Here is a 13,218-nt window from a genome sequence, read left to right as displayed (position 1 = left end):
TCATTAAATAGGGCATCGCACAGGTGCCTTGAGTATTGTTTGTCTTATGATTCCTGTCTACAGTGTTGCGCAAATTCGTGCGGTTGAAGCCCAGGAGAACTCCAAGCGGGGCGAGACCAGCTTAATGAAGCAAGCAGCCGCCCATTTGGCTTCAACGGCAGTCGCCATGCTGACCGAGAATTCCAGCGCCGATCCGGCTTTCGTGGTGGCGCTTATCGGCCCGGGCAACAACGGTGGAGATGGCTTGTATGCACTGGCAGAGCTCCAACTGCAGAAGATTTCCACTCTGGCTCTGCAGTGCCACGAACAGATCCATGCCGAAGGTGCTGCAGCATATCAAGCTGCCGGCGGTACCGTGCTGGACCTCTCCGACGGTCAAGGCGAATTAGCTAATGCCTCGCTCATTATTGACGCCATCTACGGCCTTGGATACCGTGCCGGCTCTGATTTGCCGAAGCTTCCTGCTGGCGCACGGGTGCTGGCCTGCGATATTCCTTCAGGCCTGGATCCTGAAACGGGCGTTGCGCAGGACTCTGTTCTTCGCGCAGAACGCACGGTAACTTTCGGTGCCATGAAATCCGGTCTTCTGTCTGTAGACGGACCGCTGGTTACCGGTGACATTACCGTGGCAGATCTCGAATTCGACTTTTCTTCCGTCCAAGCTGGAACGCAGCTTGTGGACGAGGTGGCCACTCGCGAGCTGCTGGACCAGCACCGCTCTTGGCGGGATGCCGGACGGCACAAGTACCAGCGTGGAGTCCTGGGACTCATCGCCGGTTCCGGCCTTTATCCCGGAGCTGCTCAGCTGACCGCCAAGGCCGCTGTAGCCTGCGGCGTCGGATTGCTTCGCACCCACGTGCCAGAATCCATTCAGCCGCTCATGGCCGTCGCCGTGCCGGAGTCCGTGCCACTGGATGATGAGCAGATCAAGGAAGCGCTGTCTTCCTCCCGCCGTCAGATTCACGGCAAGGGCGCCAAGATCAAGGCTTGGGCCATTGGCCCGGGCTTGGATGGACGCACTCCCCCGACTGGCGCCATCGCTGATGTCTTTGCCAGCCCGCAGCCGGCCGTCATTGACGCGTCCGGATTGGAAGTCGTTCCTGCCGGCCCAAGCGAGCAGCCTCGCGTGCTGACGCCTCATGCCAAGGAACTGCGCATGCTGCTCAGCCGCGCTGGAGTGAAGATCACTCCCGATGAGATTTCCCAGGACCCGATTCGCTGGACCCGGTGGGCCGCCCTGGCATACAACGCCGTGGTCCTGCTCAAGGGACCAACCAGCTACATTGTGGCCCCCAATGGCGACAGCCTGATGGTGAGCCACTCGGCACCAGAATTGGCCACTGCAGGCAGCGGCGATGTCCTGACCGGCATCCTGGGCTACATGCTCTCCGACAGCTCGCTCACGGGCACCGAAGGCCTGCGAACCGTGCCTAACCGCCGCATGATGGAACTGACCGCGTGTGCCGCTTACATTCATGGCCACCTGGGCCGGGTGACCGCTTCAGAGGGAACTGTCAATGCTTCGCGCCTGATCGAGAACCTGCCTAAGGTCATGAAGCAGTTCGGCTTCTAGGCTCTGGGTCCCTCTAGAGGCCGCCAGAAACTTTGAGAACGCTGCCGGTGGTGTAGGCGGCTTCGCTAGACAATAGCCAAGCCACCGCACCGGCTACTTCTGTCGGCTTGCCTGCGCGTCCCATCGGGATCGTCTCGGCGATTTGCGCAGGGCGCTGTGGATCCTTATGGAATTCAGTCCAAAGCGTTCCCGGGCTAACCGCATTCACTCGGATGCCGTCCTGAGCCAGTTCCTTGGACAGTCCCACTGTCAAGGCTTCTACTCCGGCCTTGGCTGCAGCGTAATGCACGTACGTGAAGGGGCTTCCGGATTCAGCCGCCACCGATGAAATGTTCACGATTGCACCACCGCCATGTGACCGGAGCAGGGGCAGCGCATATTTAATGCAGGTAATTGGGCCCAGAAGGTTCACGTTCAGATCCGCGGCGATATCGGTCAACTCGTTGTCTGCCAGATTTCCGATGGCCGTCGCTGATCCCGCGTTGTTTACCAGTCCTTCAAGTTCCCCAATGTCCTTCACTCGGGCGAAGAACCTTGCCACTGATTCTTCATTGGCGCAGTCGATCTGCAGGACATGGCAAATCGCGCCGAGCTCACGGACTTTATCTGCCACTGCCTGCGCCGATTTCTCATCCTGCCTGTAGCCGATGATCAAGTTGCGGTCGGTGGCTAGACGCAGCGCAATCGCGGCTCCTAACCCACGACCACCGCCGGTGACCACAGTGTATGCCATGCGGCTCCCCCTCTCTTGCAGTTGCGGTCGCGTACCGCAGCTAGCTTCAGGAAGCCTGTACCGGAATCGAGGTAGTTGCCGGAGCCATGTTGCCCAGCTCGAAGTATTCACCCGGACCGGTAACAGTCCAGCCCTGATTCCGCCATTCAGGGCGGTCCAGGACGTTGCGCCCGTCAATCAGCTGCTTGTTGGCCACTAGATCCGCCAGATCCGACGGATTCAGTTCGCGGAATTCATTCCATTCGGTCAGCACCAAGGTCAGGTCCGCATCCTTCGCCGCTTCCTTGAAGGAATCAACGTAGTTCAAGCGCGGGAAACGGCCGGCAGCGTTGGCGTTGCCTTCTGGGTCGTAGACCGAGACTTCAGCGCCCTCGTTGTACAGGCGGACGGCGATATCCAGTGCTGGCGAGTCCCGCACATCATCGCTGTTCGGCTTGAAAGTCACGCCGAGTACGCAGACATGCTTGCCTGCCAGCTCATTGCCCAGCATGTGCGAGGCCAGCGAGACCACGCGGTCACGGCGTCGCAAATTGATCTGGTCGACTTCAGCCAAGAAGCCCATGGTCTGGCTCAGGCCAAGTTCGCTGACGCGTGCTTGGAGGGCTCGAATGTCCTTGGGCAGGCAACCGCCACCGAAGCCCACTCCAGCGTTCAGGAAACGGCGTCCAATGCGCTTATCGTGGCCAATGGCGTCGGCAAGGACCTTAATGTCGCCGCCTACGGTTTCAGTCACCTCCGCAAAGGCGTTGATGAAAGAAATCTTGGTAGCCAGGAAGGCGTTGGCTGCAACCTTGACCAGTTCTGCAGTCTCCAGGTCCGTGGCGATCTCCGGAGTATCCAAGGCAAGGATCGGTGCATAGACTTTGCGCAGCAGTTCCAGTCCGTGTTCATGCTCCAGGCCGTAGACCAGGCGATCGGGGCGCAGGGTATCCTGGACGGCGAAGCCTTCTCGAAGGAACTCCGGATTCCATGCCAGCGCGATGCTGCTTCCGTTCTTGGCGTCTTGGGCAATTTTCTCGCTCAGCCGGCGTGCGGTGCCTACCGGCACGGTGGACTTCCCGACAATCAGCGCTTCGCCGGTGATGTGCTCCAGCAGCGAATCCACAGCACCGTCTACGTAGGACATGTCTGCGGATTGCGAGTCGGCGCGCTGCGGGGTGCCCACGGTGATGAAGTGGATATCCGCGCCGGCAGCGACTTCTGCGTAGCTGTCGGTGAAGCGCAGGCGTCCGGAGGCCACATGCTTGCGCAGCAGTTCTGGCAGGCCTGGCTCGTGGAAGGGCAGAACGCCAGCGGCCAGTGCTTCCAGCTTGGCTTTGTCTACGTCCAGTCCAATGACTTCATAGCCCAGTTCAGCCATGCAGGCGGCATGGGTTGCACCGAGGTAGCCGGTGCCGATCACGCTGATGCGTAAAGTCACGAAAGTCCTTCTCTCCGAGAACGCGAACCGATATCAGTTTCTATTAGTTAGCATGCCACACCCCCGCAGCGTGTTCCGGCGTGGAACGCGCTGCGGGGGTGTGAGTTTTCTTGATATTTACGTGTTGGTTGCTGGGAAGCTACTGGGCCTAGAGGGCCAGATGCTCCTTGACCGATCCTGCCAGAGCTTCGGCTTCGGCCTGGGCCTGCTCGTGGGTAGCTGCCTCGACCATGACGCGAACTACTGGCTCGGTCCCCGATGGACGCAGCAGCACACGGCCGGTGGTGCCCAAGCGTGCCTCAGCAGCGGCAATTGCCCGCTGCAGCGGTTCGCATTCTGGAACGCTGGCCTTGTCTACGCCGCGTACGTTGATCAGCACCTGTGGCAGGACGGTCAGCACGGCAGCAAGTTCCTTCAGGGTCTTGCCGGTAGCCTTCACGCGGGCCGCGATCATCAGGCCGGTCAGCACGCCGTCGCCGGTGGTGGCGTGCTTGGAGAAGATCACGTGGCCGGATTGCTCGCCACCCAGGGAGTAATCGCCTTCGCGCATGCCTTCGAGCACGTAGCGGTCACCCACGCCGGTCTGCTTAACAGTGATGCCTGCTGCTTCCATGGCCAGGGTCAGGCCGAGGTTGCTCATCACGGTGGCAACCAGGGTGTTGTCCTTGAGTTCGCCGCGGTCCTTCATGTCCAGTGCCATGACGGCCATGATCTGGTCACCGTCGACGACGGTGCCTTCATGGTCTACTGCGAGACAGCGGTCAGCGTCGCCGTCGTGCGCGATGCCCAGGTCCGCGCCGTGCTCCAGCACAGCGGCCTGCAGCTTCTCCAGGTGGGTGGAGCCGTAGCCGTCATTGATGTTGATGCCGTCTGGATCTGCGCCAATCACGACGATCTCTGCGCCGGCAGCCTTGAACACCTCTGGGGAGCAGCCCGAAGCAGCGCCGTGGGCGCAGTCCAGAACTACCTTCATGCCATCCAGCCGGTTGGGCAGGGCCTGCAGCAGGTGCATGATGTAGCGGTCCTCAGCGTCGGCGAAACGCGAGACTCGACCTACCTCACCGCCGGTTGGACGTGGCTTTGGCATCTTCAAGCAGGCTTCGATGGCATCTTCCAGCGCATCGTCCAGCTTTTTGCCGCCACGGGCCAAGAACTTAATACCGTTATCCGGAGCCGCGTTGTGCGAAGCGGAGATCATGACACCGAAATCGGCGTTCAGGTCCCCTACCAGGAATGCCGCCGCAGGAGTCGGCAGCGTGCCGGCATCCATGACGTCTACGCCGGAGGCGGCCAGGCCGGCCTCAATTGCGGCAGACAGGAAGTCACCACTGATGCGCGGGTCCTTGGCAACCACAGCGACCGGCTTGTAGCCGTCCTCTGGCTGGCTCAAGCCCAGCACCACCGATGCCGCCTGCGCCAGTTCCAGCGCGAGCTCGGGAGTTAACAGTTCGTTTGCTTTTCCTCGGACCCCATCGGTCCCAAATAACCTTGCCATCGCCTTCAATCATATGCCCTCTGCATTGATTTATACGGCTTAAAGTCCCGCATTGGCAGTGAGATGAGAAAAGATTAATGGGATCTTGCAGTCTTCGGCGTTAAAAGTCCAAAGGCCCCGGCGTCCTTTGCAGGATGCCAGGGCCTTTGGAAAGACCTTGAAGCAAGGTTTAGCGCTTCGAGAACTGCGAAGCCTTACGTGCCTTCTTCAGACCAGCCTTCTTGCGCTCGATGACGCGTGCGTCACGAGTCAAGTAGCCAGCCTTCTTCAGGGTAGCGCGGTTTGCATCGCGATCGATCTCGTTCAGCGAGCGAGCGATACCCAAACGCAGTGCACCGGCCTGGCCGGAAATGCCGCCACCGTTGATACGAGCGATAACGTCGTAAGCACCCTCAAGACCAAGGATCTTGAAAGGCTCGTTGACGTCCTGCTGGTGCAGCTTGTTAGGGAAGAAGTTCTCCAGGGTGCGACCGTTAACGGTCCACTTGCCGGTGCCTGGTACCAGGCGAACGCGGGCGATAGCCTGCTTGCGACGGCCAACTGCTGCACCTGGAACGGTCAGCGGAGCGCGCTCGGTTTCGGCAACTACAGCCGAAGCAGAGGTCTCGGTGGTGTAAGTCGAAGGGGTCTCGCCTTCGAATTCAGTGGTTTCTTCAGCGTTCTGAGCCACGATAATCTCCTATTAAGTATTTCTTCTCGGGGCCAGGACTACTGAGCGACCTGGGTGATTTCCAGTGCCTTTGGCGACTGAGCAGCGTGTGGGTGCTCGGCGCCGCGGTAGACCTTCAGCTTCGACAGCTGGGCATCGGAAAGCTTGTTCTTAGGCAGCATGCCCTTGATGGCCTTCTCAACAGCCAGTACTGGGTTCTTTTCCAGCAAGTCTGCGTAGTTGATGCTCTTCAGGCCACCTGGGAAACCGGAGTGGCGGTAAGCGCGCTTGTTCAGCAGCTTCTTACCGGTCAGTGCAACCTTGTCTGCATTGATGATGATGACATGGTCGCCCATGTCCATGTGTGCAGCATAGGTTGGCTTGTGCTTGCCGCGCAGCAGGGTTGCGGCCTGGACGGCGAGACGGCCGAGTACTACGTCGGTGGCGTCAATGACAAACCACTGACGAGTCTGGTCAGCCGGCTTTGGGGTGTACGTACGCACAGTAATTGCCTTACGTTGATTCGTTTCTGGTCAAACAGTCGCTTGGCTGAAGGCGGTGAGATCCCCCAGTGACAGGCACTGTCGTGTTGTTCTTGTGTTTAGACCAGTACGCCAGGTGAGGACTGATGATAACCGGCCGTCCATATATTGTTCGCACACCCAGCAGACCAGCGACTATGCAACTAAGCCGTCACGCTTGGGCGTGTAGTGTCGAACGTGGACATACACAACTCATAAAAGTTTAGCGGATTAAAGTGTTTCCGGCCAAAAAAGCATGTACGTCGTGAGCAACAACACCCTTAAGATCCCGGGGATTATCGGTTAATCAGCTTTCCATGCAGGCTTCGTCAACTTCGGCTTCGGTTCGCCGTGCGCGGGTCAGAAGTGCTCGTTCTGCCAGTTCTTCAGCCTCTGGGTAGTAGACCTCTTCGAGGACCAGAGCCCGCGGGTGCGAAAGCTTGGTCTTGGAGTCGCGGACCATCTGTTCCAGCCGCTGGGCCAGGAACCCCGGTTGCTCACGCCCATCCCCCACCATCATCGCGGCACCGATTAGCGCACGGACCATGTTGTGGCAGAAGGCATCGGCCTTCAAATGGGCCAGCACCAAGCCGTCGGCTCCGCGGGTGAAGGTGAATTCCTGCAGGGTACGAATGGTCGTGGCATGCGGACGGGGCTTGCAGTAGGTCAAGAAGTCGTGGCGGCCCAGCACGCTTTGCGCCTCGCGATTCATCGCCTCGACATCCAGCTCTTCACGGTGCCACGTGGTCAGGTGGCGGGTCAGTGGATCCCAGCGCTGCTGCCCATCGGCAATCCGGTAGGAGTAGCGGCGGGCCAGCGCAGAGAAGCGGGCATCGAAGCCTTCTGGTGCGCGTTCGGCTTCATGCACCCAAACGGCACCATCTTGACGGCCAAGGATGCCGTTGATGCGGCGTACGAGCGCAGGACCGGGAGCCAAGGGCGCCTTGCGTGGCAGTCCCGCGTATTCTTCCTCGGTCAAATCGAAGTGCACCACCTGGTGGCGGGCATGCACACCTGCATCGGTGCGTCCGGCAACAACCACGCGCACGCGGCGCCGGATCATCATTTCCAGGGCCTCTTCAACCAGCTGCTGCACGCCCAAGACATTGGGCTGGCGAGCCCAACCGCTATAGGCGGCACCGTCGTATCCGAGCACCATGCGCATGCGGATCCATGCTGGTGCTGCAGTGGCCCCCAATGCGGTGGTGCCCATTGGATCGATGCTTTCTGGCTGAGTACTCATGTATTCAATTATGCGTAAGCAGACGCGCAACCGTCGAATCAAGTGCCCGCCTTCACGCCGTTATCCACAGGCGCCAAAACGAGAGCTGCTGCCGGGAGTAGCCTATGTGCATTCCACGGACCTGCCGCGCAGGCGGCTGGTTCACTAGCAACGTTCTAAGGACTCGCCATGTTCAGGAATGCAGTTAGCTTTATCGCGATATCAGTTGCTGTCCCGCTCTGCTTAAGCGGCTGCAGTTCGGGACAGCTGAGCACAAAGCAATCATGCGCCCTCATTAATGAACTGGCCGTAGAACATTCCATCGAGGAAAAGTGGGCCCTGGCATATATGGGAATTCTTGCGCAGAATTCACAACCTGCGATTGAGGCTATGGAAACAGCCATCGGCATCCACCGGGAAGTCTCCGAGCAAACTGGCAATAGGCACTTGCGCACTGCATTGCGGTCCGAAATCGAAAACTACCAAGACTTCATTGACCTCATTGCCAATCGCTACTTTGACGATCCAACGCTCGCGTCAGACGTTGAGGCAACCGAGGGCGGACTGCAAGATCAATACACCGACTATGTGCGTGAAACGTGCCCAGCTTCCGCTTCTGAACCTGATCCGTCCGCTTCTTAGGAACCCGCTGCTTGCCGATCCGCTCATGTCATACACTGCCTGCAATAACTCCTGATTATAGAATAAACAGGTACTTATCGGTGCCTCACGTGCTGGGCCATCGGATCATCATCGTCTAAGGATCTCCATGTTGAAAAAGTTCGCGGCATCTTCCGCTGCGCTCACCCTTGCATCTGTCATGCTCACTGGTTGCAGTGCAGGCAAAATGTCCACCGAGGAAACCTGCGTTTACATCAACGACCAGGTGGCTGAACGCGAACTGCAGAAGAAGGCGGAGGACTCCAGCGCTGAGCTCTTGGCTGGCGATACATCGGCTTATGCCGAGATCATGAACGAGTTTGATTCCATCCTGGGCGAAGCCGCTGAGAACACGAAGGACAACAAGCTTGCCACGTCCTTGAATGCGGCATCGGAGCAGACCAAGAAAATGGCTGGCCTGATGGCTGAGGGCAACAGCAGCAACATGATGGAAATTTCGCAGAAGATCGCCGAACTGGATACGACTGAAGCTTCCGAGGCTACCGAATACCTGAATACGGCTTGCCCGGACATGGATTCGTTCAGCTAGGCAATTCCAAGATGCGGATGCCCCTGCCCTCCAACTGACGGGCAAAATCACCCGCGTCTTCACGCAAACAGGCATAAAAAAGATTCCCGTTGGTTCCTTGCGGATCCAACGGGAATCTTTTTCGGCTTTGCAGGCAGAGAGCATTAGCTCGAAGGGGCTTAGGCCTCTTCGGTCTCAGCAGCCTTCTCGGCAGCCTTGGTGGCTTCCTTGACGACAGCCTGCTTTGGCGAAACTGGCTCCATCACGAGCTCGATAACAGCCATAGGAGCGTTGTCGCCCTTGCGGTTACCGATCTTGGTGATGCGGGTGTAGCCACCCTCGCGGTTTGCCATTGCTGGTGCGATGTTCTCGAACAGTTCGTGAACGATCGACTTGTTGGTGCGCGAACGCGAAGCGATGACGGCCTGGACGCGGCGACGCGAAGCCAGGTCTCCGCGCTTAGCGAAGGTGATCAGGCGCTCTGCGTGTGGACGCAGACGCTTGGCACGGGTCAGGGTGGTGGTGATCTTCTTGTTCTCGAAGAGCTGTGCCGACATGTTAGCGAAAATCAATCGCTCATGTGCTGCACTGCCGCCGAGACGCGGACCCTTGGTAGGGGTAGGCATTGTGGTTCTCCTAGATGAATAACCCGTACTGGACGAATATTTCGTTCAGTCGGATGAAGTAGTGTGTCGCTAGACGCGGGTCTTACAGACCTTCGTCGTATTCGTCGCCATCGTCGATGGCGCTACGAGCGGCCAGATCGAAGCCTGGAGGGGAATCCTTCAGGGCCAGACCCAGTTCAACCAGCTTGGCCTTGACTTCGTCAATGGACTTCGCACCGAAGTTGCGGATGTCCATCAAGTCGGCCTCGGAGCGGGTTACGAGTTCACCCACAGAGTGGATGCCCTCACGCTTCAAGCAGTTGTACGAACGAACGGTGAGTTCCAGATCCTCGATCGGCAGCGCCATGTCAGCAGCCATAGCTGCATCGGTTGGCGATGGACCGATTTCGATACCTTCAGCCTGAGTGTTCAGTTCGCGGAACAAACCGAACAGCTCAACCAGGGTGGTACCTGCGGATGCAACTGCATCGCGCGGGGTGATCGATTCCTTGGTCTCCACGTCAACGATCAAACGATCGAAGTCGGTGCGCTGCTCGACACGGGTTGCTTCCACGCGGAAGGTCACCTTCAACACTGGGGAGTAGATCGAATCAACTGGGATTCGACCGATCTCGCCATCAATGTTCTTGTTCTGAGCGGCAGACACATAGCCACGGCCGCGCTCAATGGTCAGTTCCATGTCGAACTTGCCATTGGCGTTGAGGGTGGCGATGTGCAGATCAGGGTTGTGGAACTCCACACCTGCTGGAGGGGTGATGTCCGCTGCAGTAACGATGCCCGGGCCCTGCTTGCGCAGGTAGGCAACGACTGGCTCGTCGTGCTCGGAAGATACCGACAGGTTCTTGATGTTCAAGACCAGTTCGGTGACATCTTCCTTGACACCGGCTACGGTGGTGAACTCGTGCAGTACACCGTCAATTCGAACACTGGTGACAGAAGCACCAGGAATCGAAGAGAGCAGAGTACGGCGGAGCGAGTTACCAAGGGTGTAGCCAAAGCCTGGCTCCAGTGGTTCGATAACGAACCGGGAGCGGTTTTCGGCAACTACTTCTTCGGTCAGGGTTGGGCGCTGCGTAATGAGCACTTACATTTCCTTTCAGCGAGCGTCCGCTATATGACGCCTCACGGGGGTGGAAACGACGGTAGCCTGAGGTGGCCGTTCGTCTTTTTGCAGGCTAATAAGTCCAAGATAGTCACCGGAGCACCCACGAGTGAATGCTTCGGTGACTTCTTAGGCTAAGCCTAGCGAATCAATTAGACGCGGCGACGCTTCGATGGGCGGCAACCGTTGTGAGCGCTTGGGGAAACATCCTGGATGGATCCAACCTCAAGGCCAGCAGCCTGCAGCGAACGGATCGCGGTTTCGCGTCCCGAGCCTGGGCCCTTGACGAAAACGTCAACCTTGCGCATGCCGTGCTCTTGAGCGCGCTTTGCAGCGGACTCAGCAGCCATCTGGGCAGCGTATGGGGTCGACTTGCGCGAACCCTTCATGCCTACCTCGCCGGCCGAAGCCCACGAGATAACAGCGCCAGTCGGATCGGTGATCGATACGATGGTGTTGTTGAAGGTGCTCTTGATATGCGCCTGTCCCTGCGCAATATTCTTTTTGTCCTTGCGACGCGGCTTACGTACCGCTCCACGAGTCTTTGGGGGCATTTCTTCTCCTACGAAAAAAGTATTTGAACTAGATCGCTAAGATTTAGCGAGTCTTCTTCTTACCTGCGACGGTACGCTTCGGGCCCTTACGGGTACGTGCGTTGGTCTTGGTGCGCTGACCGCGGACCGGCAGGCCCTTACGGTGACGAATACCTTCGTAGGATCCGATCTCAACCTTGCGGCGAATGTCAGCCTGAACCTCACGGCGCAGGTCACCTTCAACCTTGTAGGTGCCTTCGACGAAGTCGCGCAGCTGCACGAGCTGGTCATCGGTGAGATCCTTGACGCGAGTGTCCGGGCTGATGCCGGTCGCTGCGATGGTCTCTTCTGCACGGGTCTTGCCCACGCCGTAGATGTAAGTCAGCGCGATAATTACGCGCTTCTCGCGTGGAATGTCCACGCCTGCTAAACGAGCCAAGTGGCTACCTTTCAACGAACGGAGGTCTGGAGCAGTACCTTCCGTGATTGCTCACGGCCCCGGCCTCCGAATCCGGGGGTACACCAGGACTTTCGTCCTAGCTGATACTGCCTAATTGACTACGCGTGGGAATCCCGTAAAAACGGAATTAGCCCTGACGCTGCTTGTGGCGTGGGTTCTCGCAGATCACCATGACCACGCCGTTACGACGGATCACCTTGCACTTGTCGCAGATCGGCTTCACGCTAGGGTTAACCTTCAAGGCTTTGTCCTTTTGCGGTTGCAGTTAAATGTGGAGCAGTAAAAAGCTTTGTCCAAGAACATCCTTCAGCGGCCGTAGCACAAGATTGCGCTTCGCACGCTGGGAAAGTCTTGGATTCTGCAGATTTACTTGTAGCGGTAAACGATGCGACCTCGGTTGAGGTCGTATGGGCTCATTTCAACCTGCACTCGGTCCTCTGGGAGGATTCGAATGTAGTGCTGACGCATCTTACCCGAGATAGTGGCGAGCACTACGTGTCCATTCGGCAGCTCCACGCGGAACATCGCGTTCGGCAGTGCTTCCGAGACGGTGCCCTCTACCTGGATGACGCCTTCCTTCTTGCCCATTTTCCCCGCTAACTTTTTTTGTTGGCAATTTCCACCAACAAGTAATTGGTTCTGGTCCTTGATCCCTGTACCGAAAACCCGAGGGTTTTAGGCGCAATTAAATCAGGAACCAACAAACAACGATACGGCATTAGTCCACACAGTGCCAATCGTTCATTGACATTTAAAATGTTAGATCCAGCACGCCACAGCCATGTGGCGTACTGGATCCGATGATTTCCAGGCTGGTGCTAGCCCTGGATCGGCGATGGGGTGACGCCGAATGGGGCCAGCCCGGCCGCTCCCCCATCGTGCGCGGTCAATACCCAGATGCCGCCCATGTGGAATGCCACGGTGTGCTCCCACTGCGAGGCGTTGGACTTGTCGTTGGTGACAACAGTCCAGTCGTCTTCCAGCACGGAGGTTTCGATACCACCGCGAACCAGCATTGGCTCGATGGCCAAGCACATGCCCGGCTTGATGCGCGGGCCTCGGTGCCCGGAGTTGTAGTTCAGCACATCCGGTGCCATGTGCATCTGCGAACCGATGCCATGGCCGCAGTAATCCTCGAGGATGCCCAGCTCGTCGCCTGGCTGGCTGGTGACGAAGTCATCGATGGCCTGGCCGATCTGGCCGATGAAGCGTGCGTTGGCCGCCGCGGCGATGCCGGCCCACATGGCCTGCTCGGTGATGTCGCTCAGGCGCTGGTCAGCTGGGTCGATGTTCTCGCCCACCAGCACGGTGCGTGCCGAGTCGGAGTGCCAGCCGTCGATGATGGCGCCGCCATCGATCTTCAGCACGTCGCCGTCCTTCAGCTCGTAGTCCGATGGGAAGCCGTGGACTACCTCGTGATTGACCGAAGCGCAGATGTTCGCTGGGAAGCCATGGTAGCCAAGGAAGTTGCTGGTCGCGTTGTGGCGTTCGAGCACCTTGCCAAAGGCCTGGTTGATCTCTTCGGTCCGCACCCCGGGCCGAGCCATCGCAACGGCTTCGTCCAGCGCTTCAGCCAGCACCAATCCGGCCTGGCGCATCTTCAGGATCTCGGAGTTGGATTTGTACTCGATTTTCGGCTGTCCTAAAGCCAATGTGATTCCCCTGCCTCAAAGTGTGATGTCCTTGCCGCGTGCC

The 13,218-nt window shown here is 58.5% G+C and carries 15 protein-coding genes and 1 pseudogene; 3 read left to right on the top strand and 13 right to left on the bottom strand.

Annotation, left to right across the window (positions count from 1 at the left end):
- Nucleotides 1-124: 124 nt before the first annotated feature.
- Nucleotides 125-1,573 carry an NAD(P)H-hydrate dehydratase gene (locus AC1Z36_RS08375; protein ID WP_166650718.1) on the top strand — a complete coding sequence of 483 codons (1,449 nt, stop codon included), beginning with the start codon at nt 125-127 and terminating at the stop codon, nt 1,571-1,573.
- A gap of 13 nt (nt 1,574-1,586) precedes the next feature.
- Here AC1Z36_RS08375 and AC1Z36_RS08370 read toward each other — a convergent pair whose 3' ends face one another.
- From AC1Z36_RS08370 to truA, 6 genes are all read right to left on the bottom strand, one after another.
- Nucleotides 1,587-2,294: an SDR family NAD(P)-dependent oxidoreductase gene (locus AC1Z36_RS08370; protein WP_483561933.1), complete on the bottom strand. Its 708-nt coding sequence runs from the start codon at nt 2,292-2,294 to the stop codon at nt 1,587-1,589.
- A 58-nt stretch (nt 2,295-2,352) separates the two neighbouring features.
- Nucleotides 2,353-3,726, bottom strand: coding sequence for a UDP-glucose dehydrogenase family protein (locus AC1Z36_RS08365; protein WP_105657640.1), 1,374 nt, complete (start codon nt 3,724-3,726; stop codon nt 2,353-2,355).
- 148 nt (nt 3,727-3,874) lie between these two features.
- Nucleotides 3,875-5,221, bottom strand: a complete 1,347-nt coding sequence (glmM, locus tag AC1Z36_RS08360; protein ID WP_105657641.1) for a phosphoglucosamine mutase — start codon at nt 5,219-5,221, stop codon at nt 3,875-3,877.
- A gap of 169 nt (nt 5,222-5,390) precedes the next feature.
- On the bottom strand, nt 5,391-5,891 hold the full coding sequence (gene rpsI / locus AC1Z36_RS08355; RefSeq protein WP_060702200.1) for a 30S ribosomal protein S9: 501 nt from the start codon (nt 5,889-5,891) through the stop codon (nt 5,391-5,393).
- A gap of 38 nt (nt 5,892-5,929) precedes the next feature.
- Nucleotides 5,930-6,373, bottom strand: coding sequence for a 50S ribosomal protein L13 (rplM, locus tag AC1Z36_RS08350; protein WP_105657642.1), 444 nt, complete (start codon nt 6,371-6,373; stop codon nt 5,930-5,932).
- A 325-nt stretch (nt 6,374-6,698) separates the two neighbouring features.
- Nucleotides 6,699-7,634, bottom strand: coding sequence for a tRNA pseudouridine(38-40) synthase TruA (gene truA / locus AC1Z36_RS08345; RefSeq protein WP_286134203.1), 936 nt, complete (start codon nt 7,632-7,634; stop codon nt 6,699-6,701).
- 168 nt (nt 7,635-7,802) lie between these two features.
- On the opposite strand from truA, the gene AC1Z36_RS08340 reads away from it, so the two are divergent.
- Nucleotides 7,803-8,255 (top strand): hypothetical protein, encoded by a 453-nt coding sequence (locus AC1Z36_RS08340; RefSeq protein ID WP_146112909.1) that lies wholly within the window; start codon nt 7,803-7,805, stop codon nt 8,253-8,255.
- A 127-nt stretch (nt 8,256-8,382) separates the two neighbouring features.
- On the top strand, nt 8,383-8,823 hold the full coding sequence (locus AC1Z36_RS08335; RefSeq protein WP_105657645.1) for a hypothetical protein: 441 nt from the start codon (nt 8,383-8,385) through the stop codon (nt 8,821-8,823).
- 164 nt (nt 8,824-8,987) lie between these two features.
- Here the strand turns inward: AC1Z36_RS08335 and rplQ are convergent.
- From rplQ to map, 7 genes and pseudogenes are all read right to left on the bottom strand, one after another.
- Nucleotides 8,988-9,428 (bottom strand): annotated as a pseudogene (gene rplQ / locus AC1Z36_RS08330) (50S ribosomal protein L17); the annotation flags it as partial.
- 82 nt (nt 9,429-9,510) lie between these two features.
- Nucleotides 9,511-10,512: a DNA-directed RNA polymerase subunit alpha gene (locus AC1Z36_RS08325; RefSeq protein WP_105657647.1), complete on the bottom strand. Its 1,002-nt coding sequence runs from the start codon at nt 10,510-10,512 to the stop codon at nt 9,511-9,513.
- A gap of 170 nt (nt 10,513-10,682) precedes the next feature.
- Nucleotides 10,683-11,084 (bottom strand): 30S ribosomal protein S11, encoded by a 402-nt coding sequence (gene rpsK / locus AC1Z36_RS08320; RefSeq protein WP_038992179.1) that lies wholly within the window; start codon nt 11,082-11,084, stop codon nt 10,683-10,685.
- Between the two features lie 43 nt (nt 11,085-11,127).
- The gene (rpsM, locus tag AC1Z36_RS08315) at nt 11,128-11,502 is read right to left on the bottom strand and encodes a 30S ribosomal protein S13 (RefSeq protein WP_105657648.1); all 375 of its coding nucleotides are present in this window, start codon (nt 11,500-11,502) and stop codon (nt 11,128-11,130) included.
- Nucleotides 11,503-11,650: 148 nt separating this feature from the next.
- The gene (rpmJ, locus tag AC1Z36_RS08310; RefSeq protein WP_013349661.1) at nt 11,651-11,764 is read right to left on the bottom strand and encodes a 50S ribosomal protein L36; all 114 of its coding nucleotides are present in this window, start codon (nt 11,762-11,764) and stop codon (nt 11,651-11,653) included.
- Between the two features lie 125 nt (nt 11,765-11,889).
- A complete protein-coding gene (gene infA, locus AC1Z36_RS08305) occupies nt 11,890-12,111 on the bottom strand; it encodes a translation initiation factor IF-1 (protein WP_013349662.1) in 222 nt (73 codons plus the stop codon).
- A gap of 230 nt (nt 12,112-12,341) precedes the next feature.
- A complete protein-coding gene (gene map / locus AC1Z36_RS08300) occupies nt 12,342-13,175 on the bottom strand; it encodes a type I methionyl aminopeptidase (RefSeq protein WP_105657649.1) in 834 nt (277 codons plus the stop codon).
- Nucleotides 13,176-13,218: the final 43 nt, after the last annotated feature.

This window comes from Glutamicibacter sp. BS14 (genome assembly GCF_056934375.1).
Note: the sequence above shows the minus strand (reverse complement) of the source record. Positions and strands in the feature narration are given on the sequence as shown.